The organism is Methanoculleus formosensis (genome assembly GCF_025384765.1).
GTDB classification, from domain to species: Archaea; Halobacteriota; Methanomicrobia; order Methanomicrobiales; family Methanoculleaceae; genus Methanoculleus; species Methanoculleus formosensis.
In genome coordinates this window covers 42,209-55,989 of the sequence record NZ_VHLL01000011.1, presented here as the reverse complement: position 1 = coordinate 55,989, position 13,781 = coordinate 42,209, and the positions used below count along the sequence as shown (strand labels likewise).

At 61.2% G+C, this 13,781-nt stretch carries 10 protein-coding genes and 1 tRNA gene; 5 read left to right on the top strand and 6 right to left on the bottom strand.

The annotated features are described in order from the left end of the window. Window positions 1–172: 172 nt before the first annotated feature. From FKB36_RS12555 to xerA, 5 genes are all read right to left on the bottom strand, one after another. Window positions 173–245, bottom strand: a tRNA-Gln gene (locus tag FKB36_RS12555). Window positions 246–370: 125 nt separating this feature from the next. Next, on the bottom strand, window positions 371–1,723 hold the full coding sequence (locus FKB36_RS12550; protein WP_261598436.1) for a mannose-1-phosphate guanylyltransferase/mannose-6-phosphate isomerase: 1,353 nt from the start codon (window positions 1,721–1,723) through the stop codon (window positions 371–373). Between the two features lie 160 nt (window positions 1,724–1,883). Further along, on the bottom strand, window positions 1,884–2,327 hold the full coding sequence (locus FKB36_RS12545) for a tetratricopeptide repeat protein (RefSeq protein ID WP_261598435.1): 444 nt from the start codon (window positions 2,325–2,327) through the stop codon (window positions 1,884–1,886). Between the two features lie 112 nt (window positions 2,328–2,439). Continuing rightward, window positions 2,440–3,375: an SDR family oxidoreductase gene (locus FKB36_RS12540; protein ID WP_261598434.1), complete on the bottom strand. Its 936-nt coding sequence runs from the start codon at window positions 3,373–3,375 to the stop codon at window positions 2,440–2,442. A 186-nt stretch (window positions 3,376–3,561) separates the two neighbouring features. Then, window positions 3,562–4,476, bottom strand: a complete 915-nt coding sequence (xerA, locus tag FKB36_RS12535) for a site-specific tyrosine recombinase/integron integrase (protein WP_261598433.1) — start codon at window positions 4,474–4,476, stop codon at window positions 3,562–3,564. Between the two features lie 1,405 nt (window positions 4,477–5,881). On the opposite strand from xerA, the gene FKB36_RS12530 reads away from it, so the two are divergent. The 5 genes from FKB36_RS12530 (at window position 5,882) to FKB36_RS12510 (ending at window position 12,691) form a co-directional block, all read left to right on the top strand. Further along, a complete protein-coding gene (locus FKB36_RS12530; protein ID WP_261598432.1) occupies window positions 5,882–6,469 on the top strand; it encodes a DUF5806 family protein in 588 nt (195 codons plus the stop codon). Then, window positions 6,466–7,221, top strand: a complete 756-nt coding sequence (gene mobB, locus FKB36_RS12525) for a molybdopterin-guanine dinucleotide biosynthesis protein B (RefSeq protein WP_261598431.1) — start codon at window positions 6,466–6,468, stop codon at window positions 7,219–7,221. Before FKB36_RS12530 ends, mobB begins: the two co-directional genes overlap by 4 nt. 4 nt (window positions 7,222–7,225) lie before the next feature. Beyond that, window positions 7,226–8,584, top strand: a complete 1,359-nt coding sequence (gene glmM / locus FKB36_RS12520) for a phosphoglucosamine mutase (RefSeq protein ID WP_261598430.1) — start codon at window positions 7,226–7,228, stop codon at window positions 8,582–8,584. A 256-nt stretch (window positions 8,585–8,840) separates the two neighbouring features. Then, on the top strand, window positions 8,841–12,407 hold the full coding sequence (locus tag FKB36_RS12515) for a hypothetical protein (protein ID WP_261598429.1): 3,567 nt from the start codon (window positions 8,841–8,843) through the stop codon (window positions 12,405–12,407). Further along, window positions 12,404–12,691: an acylphosphatase gene (locus FKB36_RS12510; protein WP_261598428.1), complete on the top strand. Its 288-nt coding sequence runs from the start codon at window positions 12,404–12,406 to the stop codon at window positions 12,689–12,691. The genes FKB36_RS12515 and FKB36_RS12510 overlap by 4 nt, the downstream gene beginning before the upstream one ends. Here the strand turns inward: FKB36_RS12510 and cas1 are convergent. Continuing rightward, on the bottom strand, window positions 12,673–13,608 hold the full coding sequence (gene cas1 / locus FKB36_RS12505; protein ID WP_261598427.1) for a CRISPR-associated endonuclease Cas1: 936 nt from the start codon (window positions 13,606–13,608) through the stop codon (window positions 12,673–12,675). The two genes, FKB36_RS12510 and cas1, sit on opposite strands and share 19 nt — an antisense overlap. Window positions 13,609–13,781: the final 173 nt, after the last annotated feature.

Here is a 13,781-nt window from a genome sequence, read left to right as displayed (position 1 = left end):
CCTCCCGGACCCTCCCCCGAGTGGCGATACCCAATGGGAAGCCGTTTCACCATCAATACCTAGAATATAGTCCAGATGGCAGACTCTTAGGGATTAAGCGCTCCGATTAGGGTATCCTGAAGGTCAGGAGATCTTTTTGGGGCGACCTCATGGATTTAAACTCCGCACCCGATACCCCCGGGCGGATTCGAACCGCCGTCGCCGGATCCAAAGTCCTGCATGATTGACCACTACACTACGGGGGTGCCGAGAGAAACGAACTCGAACCGCCGATACTGCAGGCATCGGCTCCTATATTTTATGTACCGCGGGATTATATCGGTTTGCTCGCAGGCAGAAGGGGTGAGGAAGGGGACCGGCCCCGGGCCGCTCACGCTCGCTCGAAGTCGTCCTCGTACCGGACGATGTCGTCCTCGCCGGTATACTCCCCGATCTGCACCTCGATCAGTTCGAGCGGCAGGAGGCCGGGGTTCGCGAGCCGGTGGATGGTCCCCGCCGGGACGAACGTGGACTCGCCGTTCCGCAGAAGGTAGGTCGCATCGCCGATCGTCACCTCGGCGCACCCGGTGACGACCACCCAGTGCTCGGAACGGTGGTGGTGCATCTGGAGGGAGAGGCGCCGTTTCGGGGGAACGGTGACCCGCTTGATCTTGTATGACTGCCCCTCCTCCAGGTTCGTGTAGGACCCCCAGGGCCGGTGGACCTGCGTGTGGAAGAGCGCACGTGAGTCCCCCTTCTCGCGGAGAGCCTTTGCGATCTCGCCCACACGCTGGGCCTCGTCCCGATCGGCAACCAGGATCGCGTCCTTCGTCTCGACGATGGCAAGATCGTGGACCCCGACGGTGGCGACCAGGCGGTCGGCGATGATCAGGTTTTCGGAGGAGTCGATCCCGATATGCTCGCCCCTGACCGCGTTACCGTTACCGTTCTTTGGGAGAGCGGCATAAAGCGCGTCGAAATTTCCCACATCGCTCCAGTCGCACTCAAGCGGCACGACCGCCGCCCGCCGCGTCTTCTCCATGATCCCGTAGTCAATGGAGAGAGCGGGGGTTGCGCCGTAGGCCTCCCCTACGGGGAGATCGAACGCCCGGGCCACCTCCGGCGCGCACGCCTCGCACTCGGAGAGGAAGAGGCCGGCGTCGAAACAGAACATCCCGGAGTTCCAGAGGTAGCCGTCGGCGACATACCGCTCTGCGGTGGAGAGGTCCGGCTTCTCGACGAAGGCGTCCACGAGCGAGCCGTCCGCGAGAGGCTCGCCGGGGCGGATATAGCCGTATCCGGTGTGGGGCAAGGTCGGCCGCACCCCGAAGACCACCAGGTAGTCCTTGGTAAGCCGCTCCGCCCGGCGGAATGCGTCGCGGAACTGCCCCGTCGCGGTGATCAGGTGATCCGAGGGGAGAACCGCGACCGTCTCCGGCCCGTCCTCCCGGGCGATCTCGCGGACGCCGTAGTAGATCGCCGGCAGGGTGTTCCTGCCCACCGGCTCCACGAGGACACGGCAGTCGCACCCGATGGCGGCGAGCTGGTCTCTGACCAGGAACTTGTGGTCGGTGTTGGTGACGATGGCGATCTCCTGGGGCGAGGAGAAGAGGAGCGACCTCTTCACGGTCTTCTGGAAGAGAGACTCGTCGTCGACGAGCGGGATGAACTGTTTCGGATAGTGTTCCCGTGAGAGGGGGAAGAGGCGGGTGCCGCTCCCGCCTGCAAGTATGAGCGTCTTCATGGGATGACTCCGTGCCGGAGGCACTCGATTGTGTACGTTATGCAGCAGGGAGGATAAAAGCGTAAGGTTCTCCAGGAGTTCGGACGAACCTGGCGGACCGTATCGCGCCCGGGAATATATCGGGCTCCGGACCCCGGAAAAAAAGAGTGTTCCTGCTCGATCAAGCCCGTGTCATCGTCGAGTTCCCGGGGTACAGCGCCCGGGCCTGCGGGTCGAGGTCTTCTGCGACCGCAAGGGCGTGTTCCGCCTCACGGTAGTCCCCGAGCCTCCCGAGCACCATGCCGTATGTCACCAGAGCGAAGATGCACGACCGGTCGATCGTGAGCGCCTGCCTGCACGCAAGGGCCGCTTCCTGGGGGCGATCGAGCCGGGCGAGGATCACCGCCCGGTTGTTCCAGGCATAGACATCATCGTTGTCGCAGAGTATTGCCGCACTGAATGCAGCGAGCGCTTCTTCGTAGCGTCCCTGCCTCTCAAGCGCCACACCCCGGTTGTTCAGGGCGGCCGGGTCATGCGGACCCTCCGTGGCGACGTGGCTGTACGCCCGTGACGTATCTCTGCCATTGCCCTTACGGGGCGTCTCCGGTGTAACCAATTGGGGCATACGTCTTCACCTCGCCCCCTTTACTGTGGAGTAACAATATATAGGTTCCTGCACCTCCCGTGCCCGGGAGCGTAGCGACCCCGGATCGACCGACGGGTTCTCACAGGAGCGGTTACCGATCAGCGTCCCTGAACCACGCCACGGTTTCGCGGAGCCCCGCTTCAAGCGTGGAGCGTGGAGAGAACCCGAAGGCCTCACCTGCCCGGGATATGTCGGCGAGCGAATCGCGCACGTCCCCCGCCCGCGGCGGTTCGTATATCGGCCGGCGGTGTATGCCGGTGATCTCCATGAGAATGGACGCAAGGTGGTTCAGGCTGATCCGGCTGCCCCCGGCGATGTTGAAGACACCGGAGGCATCGCCCTCCATCGCCAGGATGTTCGCCCGCGCCACGTCGGCGACAGAGATGAAGTCGCGGGTCTGCTCCCCATCGCCGTAGATGATTGGCGACTTATCCTCGAGCAGGCGGGTGATGAACTTCGGGATCACCGCCGCATACTCGGAGTTCGGGTCCTGCCGGGGGCCGAAGACATTGAAGTAGCGCAAGAATACCGTCCGGACACCGTAGAGGTCGGCGAAAACGCTCCCGTAGTATTCGCCTGCGAGTTTCGAGGCCGCATAGGGGGAGAGCGGCCCCGGCGCCATCGTCTCGATTTTTGGGAAGACCGGATCGTCGCCGTAGATCGCAGAGGTGGATGCCGCCACGACCGTCGGGACGCCGCACTCTTTTGCCGCCCAGAGGACGTTCAGGGTTCCGGCCACGTTCACTTCGTTCGTCTCCAGGGGGTTTGCCACAGACCGGGGAACAGAAGCGACGGCCGCCTGGTGGAAGATACCGTCCGCCCCGGCGCAGGCGTCGATGAGCAGGGCAAGGTCGGTGACGCTCCCCTCGAAGAACGACACCCGGGGGTGAATCAGGAGATGCTCGATGTTTTCCCGCCGCCCGGCGGAGAGGTCGTCGAAGATTACGACTTCGTGACCGTCGCGCACCAGCTGCTCTGCGAGGTTGGACCCAATGAACCCTGCCCCGCCCGTGACGATGTAGCGCATGTGAGTAGGGTAGGCGCTTCAGTAATTTGAGCGTTGCCGGGAGAGGGGGAAAGGAGGGGAGTGCCCTTTCGGGAGAGACGGGGAGGTTCTCCGCGGATACCCCCGCACGCCTGCGCCATGGAGTGCCACGTCGGCCGCCACCCATATAGCATCATACAGTTTATTTGGATCGTCCGCCGGGCCGGATCACTCCTCCTTTTTTCCGTTCGAGAGCGGGAAATACTGCTGATAGACGCGTTTACGCTCGTCGATATCGGTATGCAGGTAGATCTCGGTCGTCTTGATGGAGGAGTGCCCCAGGTTCTCCTGCACGACACGGAGGTTCTTTGACCGCCGATAGAGCTCGCTCGCGTAAGAATGGCGGATTTTATGCGGCGTAATCCCGGATGGAGCGTTTTCCTTGAAGAGGTGCTGGACGGTCCGCGGGGAGATATGATTGCCCTGCTGGCCCAGAAAGAGCGGCCCCTCGATCTTGTTGCCGATAAACCGGTTGATCTCTTCAAGCGTCTTGTCGTCGACGAATACCGTCCTTATCTTATCGCCTTTCCCCTTAACTCGTATCGTCTGCTCCTCGAAATCGATATCTTCGACGCACATCGCGCAGAGTTCCGAAACACGGACACCTGTTGCGTAGATCAGGCGGACGATCAGCCGGTCGCGCTCGCTCTCGATGGTGTTGAGCAGGCGGACCACCTGGCTGTGTTTGAGGTATTTCAGTTCCTGATTCTTGATCCGGGGCCGCTCCACCCCGATCATCGGGTCGGCGACCACGACCCCCTGCACGTAGAGATACCGGTAGAACGAGGAGAGCGTCGAGATCATCCGATGGAGAGTTTTGGGCTTGTAATCCTGCTTCTCCGTAAGATAGGAGAAGAAATCGGTGACGAGGGCCGTCGAGACATTGACGTCCGCATCCAGCGGAGCGTTCTCGAACACAGCCTCATCGAACGAGACCCCGTCCGAGTTCTGCCGGAGCCAGGCGTACCGGGCGAAACGCCGGATGGTCTGCAGGTATTTTTCGATGGTCCGGGGCGAGTAGTTCCGCATCCGGAGGTAACTACTGAAGCGATCCAGCCATTCCGAGAAACAGGCATTTTCCATTGTACAATACATTAAATAACGGAGCATATCAAGATTGCGGTAAATGCCTATTCCCCGCAATAAATTGCAATCACCCAAAAACCCCGTCCGGCGGGAGAGAAGCTCCCGATCCCCAACCGCACCTATCTGCGCCGAAAGAGCCGCTACAGGGGGGCGACCCAACGGAAGAACCTAACCGGGCACCGGATACACAGGCAGGAGAGCCCGGAGAAGAGAATAACCCGTCAGAACCGCAGCCGCAGCAGACGACGCCGCACCCCTGAGATCACTCAAAAAATGCGCCAGAGCATTAAAAAAGGGACCGGCTTCACCCGAATCCGTAAAAAAAGAGTATTCGGTGATGCAATCGATATCGGAGTTCGGAGGTATGCGGGGCTGCCCATCCCCGGTGGGCGGGTGGCAAACCCTACAGAATACATCCCCTTTCAGGTATATGAACCCCATACCGCGCGGGATGAAAGTGAACGATCCGGGAGCAGCATAGGTGCCACGCAGCCCACACCTCCGGCCCATATATAAATGACCCTCACAGGTGCGAATAAACGCCCGATCGGCCCGGGAGACAACCTCACCCATAGGGGCGAGCGCGATCGTGGCCCAAAAGTCCGATGTGTGGGTGCCGGATTCCCGGCGGCCGCCCCGAAGGAGAGCGCCCAGTACCAGTACTTCGCACATAACAGCCCTTGCAATCGACCCATGCAGCCTCGCATAGCGACCTACAACAAGATCGGCAGCACCCGGACTTCGCGGCAACGCGATCTTCGCGTGAGAGCATAGTGCCACCTTTACCCATTATCTCACGCGGGAGAACGCGAAGAGAGGTCGATGGGCTTGACCCCCTCAAAGATTACCTCAACCGTCTTAGCGAAAGAAGTTGTCCCAAAATGCTGTTACCGGGAGGGGGACACCCCCCCGGACCCTCCCCGCGTGGCGATACCCAATGGGAAGCCGTTTCATCCCCGGCTCAGGACGTGGCTCAGATGGCAGATACCCAGGAATTAAGGGCTCCGATTAGGGTATACCGAAGGTTCGGAGATCTTTTTGGGATGACCTCAAATACTGAGTCCGGAGACCCCCGGAAGTTGCGGCACACCAGAGCCCGAGTGACCCTGGAAGCATCGAATCCCAACGGCCGCAGACGGGCCCCGGAGTATCCGGGAGCGATACCCGCCGAGTATTGTGCCCGGATAGTGCAATACACCGCCCCAGATGAGCGGATCATACCGCCCCGCACCGGGAACAAAAGGACAGGCATAAACCATATGATGCTATATAATTAACCGGGGCAATTATGACGCCGGTAGCCTGCAGAGCAACCGATCCCTGCGGCGCACCCGGCTTCTCCCGAAGCACCACCGCTCGACCAGCCTTATTGAAATAGCAAAACCAACAAGAGGTAGATAAAATGGAAGGACCAGACAGCATCAAAGACCCGAACAAATACCAGAAGTTCAAGAAGGTGGACGGCGCCACCTACCAGCGGGTCAACCAGTTCCTGCGCAAACACACCCACATCACCGCCCGTGAGTGGGCGATAGCCCGCCTCTGCGCAGACTTCAAGACCACCAGCGGCTCAGAGATGACGTTCATCGGCGAGAACCTCCCCGAACTCTGCCCGTTCATGGTCGACTCCTACTCCCCGCAGGCAGTCAACCAGGCAAGGAGCTCGTTCAAGAAGAAGGTGAAGAAAGCAGGAGCCACATTCTTCTACGGAGCAATGTGCGGTTTTTTCACCGCAGAGGAACTCGACGAGATCCTCTTTGAAGCGAGCGAGGTCGCCCGGTTCCTCCTGGAGGTGGAAGGGACGAGCCTGAACCTCGACGACGAGATCGACGTCGAGGACCGGATCACCGAGGTGATGCGGGGGGTGGCCGAGGCGGCTTCGGTCATCCTGAAGGCCCGGCCCGGCCAGGAAGGGAGCCAGGGAGAAGAGGCGCAGGAAGCGGGCAGCCGGGAGATGCAGACCGAAGAGGGAGAAGACGGGGAACCATGAAGATCATACAGATCGTCGGCCGCTCGAACGCCGGGAAGACCACGTTCATAAAGAGCCTGATCGGGGCGCTCTCCGAACACGGAACCGTCGGCGCAGTCAAACATCTCGGGCACCACGGCTTTTCGCTCGAGCCCGGAAAGGACACCACCATATACCATGAATCATATGCTGCTATATCCGGCGGTGTCGATGAAAAGAAGTCGGTCATCGTCAGGCGCGAGAGCGATCTCGACTCCACCCTGGATGTCCTCTGCAACGCCGGGACCGAATACGCTATACTCGAGGGGTTCAAGTCGAGAATGTTCCCGCGGATCGTGATAGGCGACCTTCCGAGCGAGAACATCGTCCTCCGGAACCCCTCAGTCGAGGAGACGGTCGCCGCACTCGACCGGTTCGAGGACTACTATACCGTCGAGGGGCTGGTCAGGGAACTGAAGCGCGAATGCGGTGTCTCGCACGCCGGGGCGGTCCTCACGTTCAACGGAATCGTCAGGGAGTGGTCGGGTGACGACCGGACGGAATACATGGACTTTGATGAGACCGTCGATGACGTTACGGAGAGCATCCGAAAAGAGATGGAGACCGTCCCGGGAATCATCGGTGCCCGGTTTTACCACCGGAAAGGGAGGCTCTATGCCGGAGAGGATATAACATATCTTGCTATACTTGCAGAGCACAGGCAGGAGGCGTTCGCCGCCGCTGCGAACGCCATCGACCGGCTGAAACGGGAACTACACGACGTGGAGAAGTGACCGAATGGGAAACGAGAAACAGATGTTTGGGACGAACGGCGTGCGGGGCGTGATCGGAGAGACGATGACGCCGGCCCTCGTCCTCAAGATTGGCGCCGCGCTCGGATCGATGAGAAGAGGCCGCATCGCGGTCGGCAGAGATACGCGGACGTCCGGCGAAGCCCTGACCCACGCCCTCAAGGCCGGGCTCCTGATGACCGGGTGCGACGTGGTGGACATGGGCATCCTTCCTACCCCGGCCCTGCAGTACATCATCAAGACAAATCGGTTTGACGGCGGCGCGATGATCACCGCGTCCCACAACCCGCCCGAGTATAACGGCGTGAAGATCATCGAGGCCGACGGCACCGAGATGGCCGATGAGGAGATCGTCCAGCTCGAAGGCCGGTACTTTAACGAGGAGTTCGACGTGGCCGACTGGGACGGCGTCGGCAGCGAGAGCGTTGCACCCGACCGGCTCGAGGAATACATCGAGGCCATCGTAGGACACTTCCCGGCGGGCATCGGCGCGGGCATGACCGTCGTCGTCGACCCCGGCTCCGGGCCTGCGGCGCTCACCACCCCGATCATCCTCTCCAGGATGGGGTGCCGGGTCCATACCATCAACGCCCGGCTCGACGGCACCTTCCCGGGCCGGATGCCTGAGCCGACCGCCGAAGGATTGCAGCCCCTCTCGGAGATGGTCCTCGCCACGGGCGCCAACTTCGGGGTGGCGCACGATGGCGACGCCGACCGGGCGGTCTTCGTCGATACCATAGGACGCTATATAGAAGAGAACTACGAGTTCGGTCTCATCGAGGATTATATCTGTGCGAGGAACGGCGGCGGGCTCGTCGTCACCCCGGTCGCCACCTCCCGGCTGATACGGGATATCGCGGAGAAACACGACTGCACCGTCGACTATACGCCCGTCGGGAGCATCTACGTCGCGAGGAGGATGCTCGGGCTGATCGGCGAGGGCAGAAAGGTCTCGTTTGGCGGCGAAGGGAACGGCGGCCTGATCTATCCCGATCACCAGTTCTGCCGGGACGGGGGCATGACCGCCGCCATGATGGTGGCGGTGCTCGCGAGCCATAAGGGCAGGAAACTCTCGGATATCGTCGACGAACTCCCCGCATACCACCTGGTTAAGGAGAAGCACCACACCGCCGACCCGGCAGCGCTCGTCCGCGCCGTCGAAGAGGCGTTTGCAGGAGAGACCATCGAGAAGATCGACGGCATCAAGATAATCAGGGAGAACGTCTGGGCGCTGGTGCGGGCATCGGGCACGGAACCAATGATCCGGGTCATGATCGAGGCTAAGGATCCGGCCGTCGCGGACGCCATGTACCACGAGATCATGAAGGTTGCAACGGGTCGTTAGAACCGAAGCAGGGTTAGAGCAGCGGCACCACCGGGCAGGCAGGCCCGAGAACCCACCGCCCCCACTCCGGGGCCGACCCCTCCATGAAGCAGTTTCTCACGGGATGCCCGGGATGACTGCTATCCCCCGCCTCATCCCTGATATTTTAGAGGAACCCTCAAAATCCATTGAAAAACATTTTTGTGAGAGGGGGGCAACCTATATATCTGATGATGGATATCCATGATGCAGAACCCACGGGGGGGTGCTGATCAAAATGGATGGAAAACTGCAGATAAAACAGAAGATCAACTCCGCTATCTCTTCAGGCGATCTGCGTGAGCTTGAAAAGGTGGCTTCGGACATATCGGAGACCCAGACGAGGAAGGAGAAGAGATCGCTCTACGACCAGATGAATGCCGCTCTGGTCGAAGCGGCGTTCAGCGAAGGCCAGCCGGAACTCTTGAGCCAGGTCATCGAACCGAGCAGAGAAGAGATATTCGAACTCGCCAATCGTGCTGCTGCTATCTATACCGAGAAGAAGGATGAAGCGTGGTTCTCCGCGATATTCACGCTGGTCGATAAACTCGATCGCAAGAGCCACCAATCAGATATCCTCGCCCGGATCTCCCGTGGCCTCGTCGAGGCCGGAGTAGAGACCGGCGACATCCATTACATCGAAAAAGCGGGAGAGGCCTTCGATAAGATCAGCATCCGCAAATACCGCTCGGCGATCCTCTCCGAGATTATCCCCCTCTTCATCCGGTACGGGCAGAAGCACCGGAACACCGAGATCATGCAGTATGCTCTCCAGATGCTCCCCGAGATCGGCGACATATCGCGGCAGTCGCAACTCCACGCCGACGTGGCACGGGCGATCGCCGGGGCCGGCATCGAGGCGGGCGATATCAACCTCGTGACCGCCGGGCTTTCAAGCGCTGCCGAGATCAACCAGAAGATCCGGCGCACCAACTCAATCGCCGACATCGTGGACGCTGCCTGGAAATCCTCCCTGAAGAAGGAGGTCTCCGATATCGAACATATCCTCGACTCTCTCCCGGATATCCCCGAAGAGCGGCTTACGGAGATTCTCGCGATCCTGACCGAGCACCTCCTCGACCGCCAGCGAGACAAAAAACAGGTATACGCCAGACTGCTCAGTATCGACGATGAGAAGCCATGGGCAGGCCAGACCCTCGTCCTCGAACTCCTGAAGAAAGCCGAACGGAGCGGGGAGCGCTGGTTCCTCGAGAAGGCGTTCGAGTTCAACGCCCGCCGCGAGGGAGAAGGACAGCTTCCCATCGAAGAGATCGTCCTCTCCGGGATCGCGGTCGTCGAGAAGAGCGGCAACCCGACCATCCTCCTCGACATCACACCGCTGATCGACGAGTCCTGCGATCCCATGAAAGCGGGCCAGCTCTACCGGCAGATAACCGACGCACTCTCACGCATGGGCGACTTCTACCACGCGATCGAGGTCATGAAGAAGGCCAGCAGCAGTGCACAGAGGATCAACGCTCAGTTTTTCGACACCAGTGTCCGCCTGATCAAAGAGGGGGTCCGGCGCGACGAGATCGGACTCGTCCGCGAGAACATCCTCGCCACACTGGAGATCGAGATCGCCGATTCGCTGGTTCACCAGGCGGTGACCGACTTCTGCAAGGAGTACGACTTTGACGAGGTCGTCAGGCACATACCGGCCATAAAGGAACTCGCGGGCTCGCACCGCACGCAGGACACCCTGCTTCTCGAGTCCAGCACCATCCTGATCGAGCGTGGATTCGTCCGCCAGAAAGACCCATCGGCTCTCGTGGACCTGGTGAGCCAGATCGGCAACCAGGAACTCCGCGAGCAGGCCATCTCGACCATCGCAGTCGAGATGGCACGGGTCGGCGTCGCCCGGAAAGACCGGGATCTCCTCCGGCACGCGACCGGACTCACCTGCGAGATCGTGGACCAGCGGACACGGGCAGAGGCGATGGGGGGCATCGTGGACCAGGCTGCCGTGCTCGCCGTTGAGGATGGCGACCTCGACCTGCTCCACGGGATGCGGGTTCTCTCCACGTCCCTCTTAGAGCGGGACTACTGCCTCTTTGCGATGGGCAAGGTCGTCCACGGCCTGATCATGTACGGGATCGAACAGCTCTCGCTTCAGGCGCTGGACGAGGCGGGCCAGATCCTCTCACAGATCGTCGACCCGTCCCTGCAGCGGCAACTTGCCGATCCCCTCGTAGAAGGCTACGTCCGGGTCGGGAGCCTGCAGGTGGCGGACCACCTCTCCCGGGGGGAGGCGCAGATCTTCGACGGCATGATGGAGCCGTTTGAGATCGCGCTCGACCTCCTCAAGACCAGCACCCCGCGCGAGGAGATATCGATCAAGATAGCGAGTTACGTCGATATCATGCTCGAGTACACGCAGGTCTACGCGAGCCCGACCCTTGTGGCACCCATGTCGCTCTTCTCCCTGGAGATCGACGGCGAATACGAGAGGACCGCCATGATCCAGCGGATCCTCACGTTCTTCACCGACTACACGAAAGAGTTCGACTCTGCCGATCCGTATGAGGTGACGGCTTACCTGCTCGAAGGGATCGAAGGAGGGGCGGCAGCAGAGCCGGTGCTCGAACTGATGTATCGGCTCCTCGAACAGACCAGCGACGTCTATGCGCGCTACACCGGGATGTACCGGGTCGTGAGCGCCTACTCGGCCCTCGATAACGTCAAGCGGGCCGAGACGATCATCCGGAGGCTCCACGAGACCATCGGCGACCTCTCCGATCCATCCGTCCGCACGATCATGCTCGCCGACCTCGCCGGTCTCATGGCCGGGATCGATCACGATGCGGCCAGAGACTACCTTCTCGAGGCGCAGAAGACGCTTGACGCCGCAGGGGGCGAGCGGGAGGCGTTCGTCAGGAAGAACCTGATCTATGCTGCAAGAAACCTCAGTGCCGTAAACCGGCAGGAGAATGACGTCGAGTGGGCGATTGAACAGGTCGGCAGGATCGGTGACCCGGTCGAGTACGTGGACGCGCTTGCGGCGGTCTTCGACATGGTCAGCGAGCCTGCGCAGAGGAAAGATATCCTCTCGTCGATGTGTCGCACCGTCGTGAACATCCCCTCTCCCTACGTCCGGCTCTCGATGCTCTTTGATGTGGCGCAGTACGCCGAGTCATACGGTGACGAGGAGGAGATCGACGAACTGTTGAACGGCATGGAGCAGACTGCCGGTTACATCCAGATCCCGTTCATCACCGCCATGACACAGCAGCGGATGGCACAGATGCTCTTCTCGTACTACCGGGCGAGCGGGAAACCGGCTGCCCGGGAGCGCGCCGCCGGTATCGTCTCTGCAATCGATGACGACAGGATCCGGTACAACCTGACTGTCCAGCTCGAACAGGAGATGCCCCCGGCATGGAGGAACACCGTGTATGCCAGGATCCTGGACTGCCGGGACAAGATCCGGAGAGGCGATTACACCACAAAGGACATGGTCACGCTCGATCGGGCGATCCATGCGGCGCCTGATCGGGCGAAGCGGGCGACCTACTACACCGAACTCTACCTCATCTCCAGGAACGCAGGGCAGCAGGAGGTTGCAGACAGGATGCTGCTCTGTGCTCTCGAGGAGGCCCGGATCATCAGGCCGCTCTCGCGGCGGGCGTTCGTGCTCGGCGATATAGCGTGCCGGATCTATGCGGAACGTTACGAAGACCGTACGAGGGAGATCCTTGATCTGGCCGTGAGCGAGGCGCTCAACATCCGCGACTCGGCGATCCGGGATGAAGTATACGACGAGCTGGACATGTCCATGCGGATCGTCCAGGAGCACTGGCTGTGAAGACGATCGAGATCCGGGTCACGGGGAGGGTGCAGGGCGTTGGGTTCCGCGCGTGCATCAAGAGGATCGCCACCAACCTCGGCGTCGGCGGCGAGGCGATGAACCTCCCCGACGGGCAGGTGCTCATCACCGCAACCGCCGACCCGGTCATTCTCGACAAGTTCGTCTCCATGCTGTACGGGTGCCCCCGGGTCGTCATCAGGGAGATCGTCCAGCAGGAGATCCCGCACGCCGCCTACCCCGAGTTCACCATCCAGCGGGGCAGTTACCAGTATAACACGTGAAACTCGGCGTTCGCAAGGAGCGCGTCCCGCGCGATACGCACCTGCGCATCGATGCGGGCCTGGTCGATGGAGTCGCGGAGCGCCGCGGTCAACCGGGCCGAGAGATCCGCGCCAAGATAGCACCTCTTTTCACCGCACTCGTAATCTCCACTTGAGATCTCTTCGCGGGCAAACCGGATGACGGCACGGTCCACCATCGAAGGTTTCTGGGGTTCGATGAGGTCGTGGACGAAACTCCCTGCCCCTTCATGGAGCATGCCGAGATCGGGATCGAGGTGGGCACCGATCACCGAGACGCAGCAGTTGCCGTACAGCATCGCATACCCGAGCGCAAACATTGCATTGACGGGGTCAAGGTAAGGGCGGCCCGTCCTGCGGCGGAACCCGAGCTCCGGCGGGAGTGTGCGGGAGAGGATCTCGTAGTACATATCGGCGGTCAGGCGGGAGAGACGCCGCAGATTCTCCATCGTGACCGAGACCGAGAGCTCCTCCCGGGCCTGGTGGAGGAAGTCGAGCTCGCCGGCGTAGAAGATATCGTGCCCGGTCTGATCGTAGAGTTCCTCAAGGAGGAGAAGCCTCGCCTGGAGGGCTGCCCGGGCGAGCGGCTGAGCGAACCGGTGAGGGCCGGCCCGCTCCTGGGCGAGGCGCACCGCCTCGTCCGGCCGGTAACCATAAGGGTAGAGGTATCCGACGGGTGTGCCGTCGATGTCGAAGATGGTGATGGCAGCGCCGGCTTTGAGGAGGTTCGTCACCGCCGAGGTGTGCAGGGTATGCCCGCCGACGATCAGGAGGTGCTTCACCGCCTGGATGGGGTAGCGCCGGATGTCGCTTCCGCGCGCGATGATGAGTTCCTGTGTCGTCGCCTTGATGTGCCCCCCGTAGCCGAAGACGGGGAGCCAGGATTCCGTCGCTGCCATCTGATCACTCTGGAAATGAACATTGGGCTGTTTTTGGTGATTAATGCATCGAATCTCCCTGATACAGGGAATACTCAGTACCAGGAGAGGGCAGGCAGATCAACCAGTCGCCTGCCGCCGTCATCCGGCGAGGGTCGTTCAGGGGCTGACCCGGAGACGCTCCGGGAGAGGGG

Bases quoted from the DNA above. Each gene is read 5' to 3' on its own strand.
- glmM (WP_261598430.1), top strand. From the start codon at position 7,226: ATGGGAAACGAGAAACAGATGTTTGGGACGAACGGCGTGCGGGGCGTG.
- mobB (WP_261598431.1), top strand. From the start codon at position 6,466: ATGAAGATCATACAGATCGTCGGCCGCTCGAACGCCGGGAAGACCACG.
- FKB36_RS12530 (WP_261598432.1), top strand. From the start codon at position 5,882: ATGGAAGGACCAGACAGCATCAAAGACCCGAACAAATACCAGAAGTTC.
- xerA (WP_261598433.1), bottom strand. From the start codon at position 4,476: ATGGAAAATGCCTGTTTCTCGGAATGGCTGGATCGCTTCAGTAGTTAC.
- cas1 (WP_261598427.1), bottom strand. From the start codon at position 13,608: ATGGCAGCGACGGAATCCTGGCTCCCCGTCTTCGGCTACGGGGGGCAC.
- FKB36_RS12545 (WP_261598435.1), bottom strand. From the start codon at position 2,327: ATGCCCCAATTGGTTACACCGGAGACGCCCCGTAAGGGCAATGGCAGA.
- FKB36_RS12550 (WP_261598436.1), bottom strand. From the start codon at position 1,723: ATGAAGACGCTCATACTTGCAGGCGGGAGCGGCACCCGCCTCTTCCCC.
- FKB36_RS12515 (WP_261598429.1), top strand. From the start codon at position 8,841: ATGGATGGAAAACTGCAGATAAAACAGAAGATCAACTCCGCTATCTCT.
- FKB36_RS12540 (WP_261598434.1), bottom strand. From the start codon at position 3,375: ATGCGCTACATCGTCACGGGCGGGGCAGGGTTCATTGGGTCCAACCTC.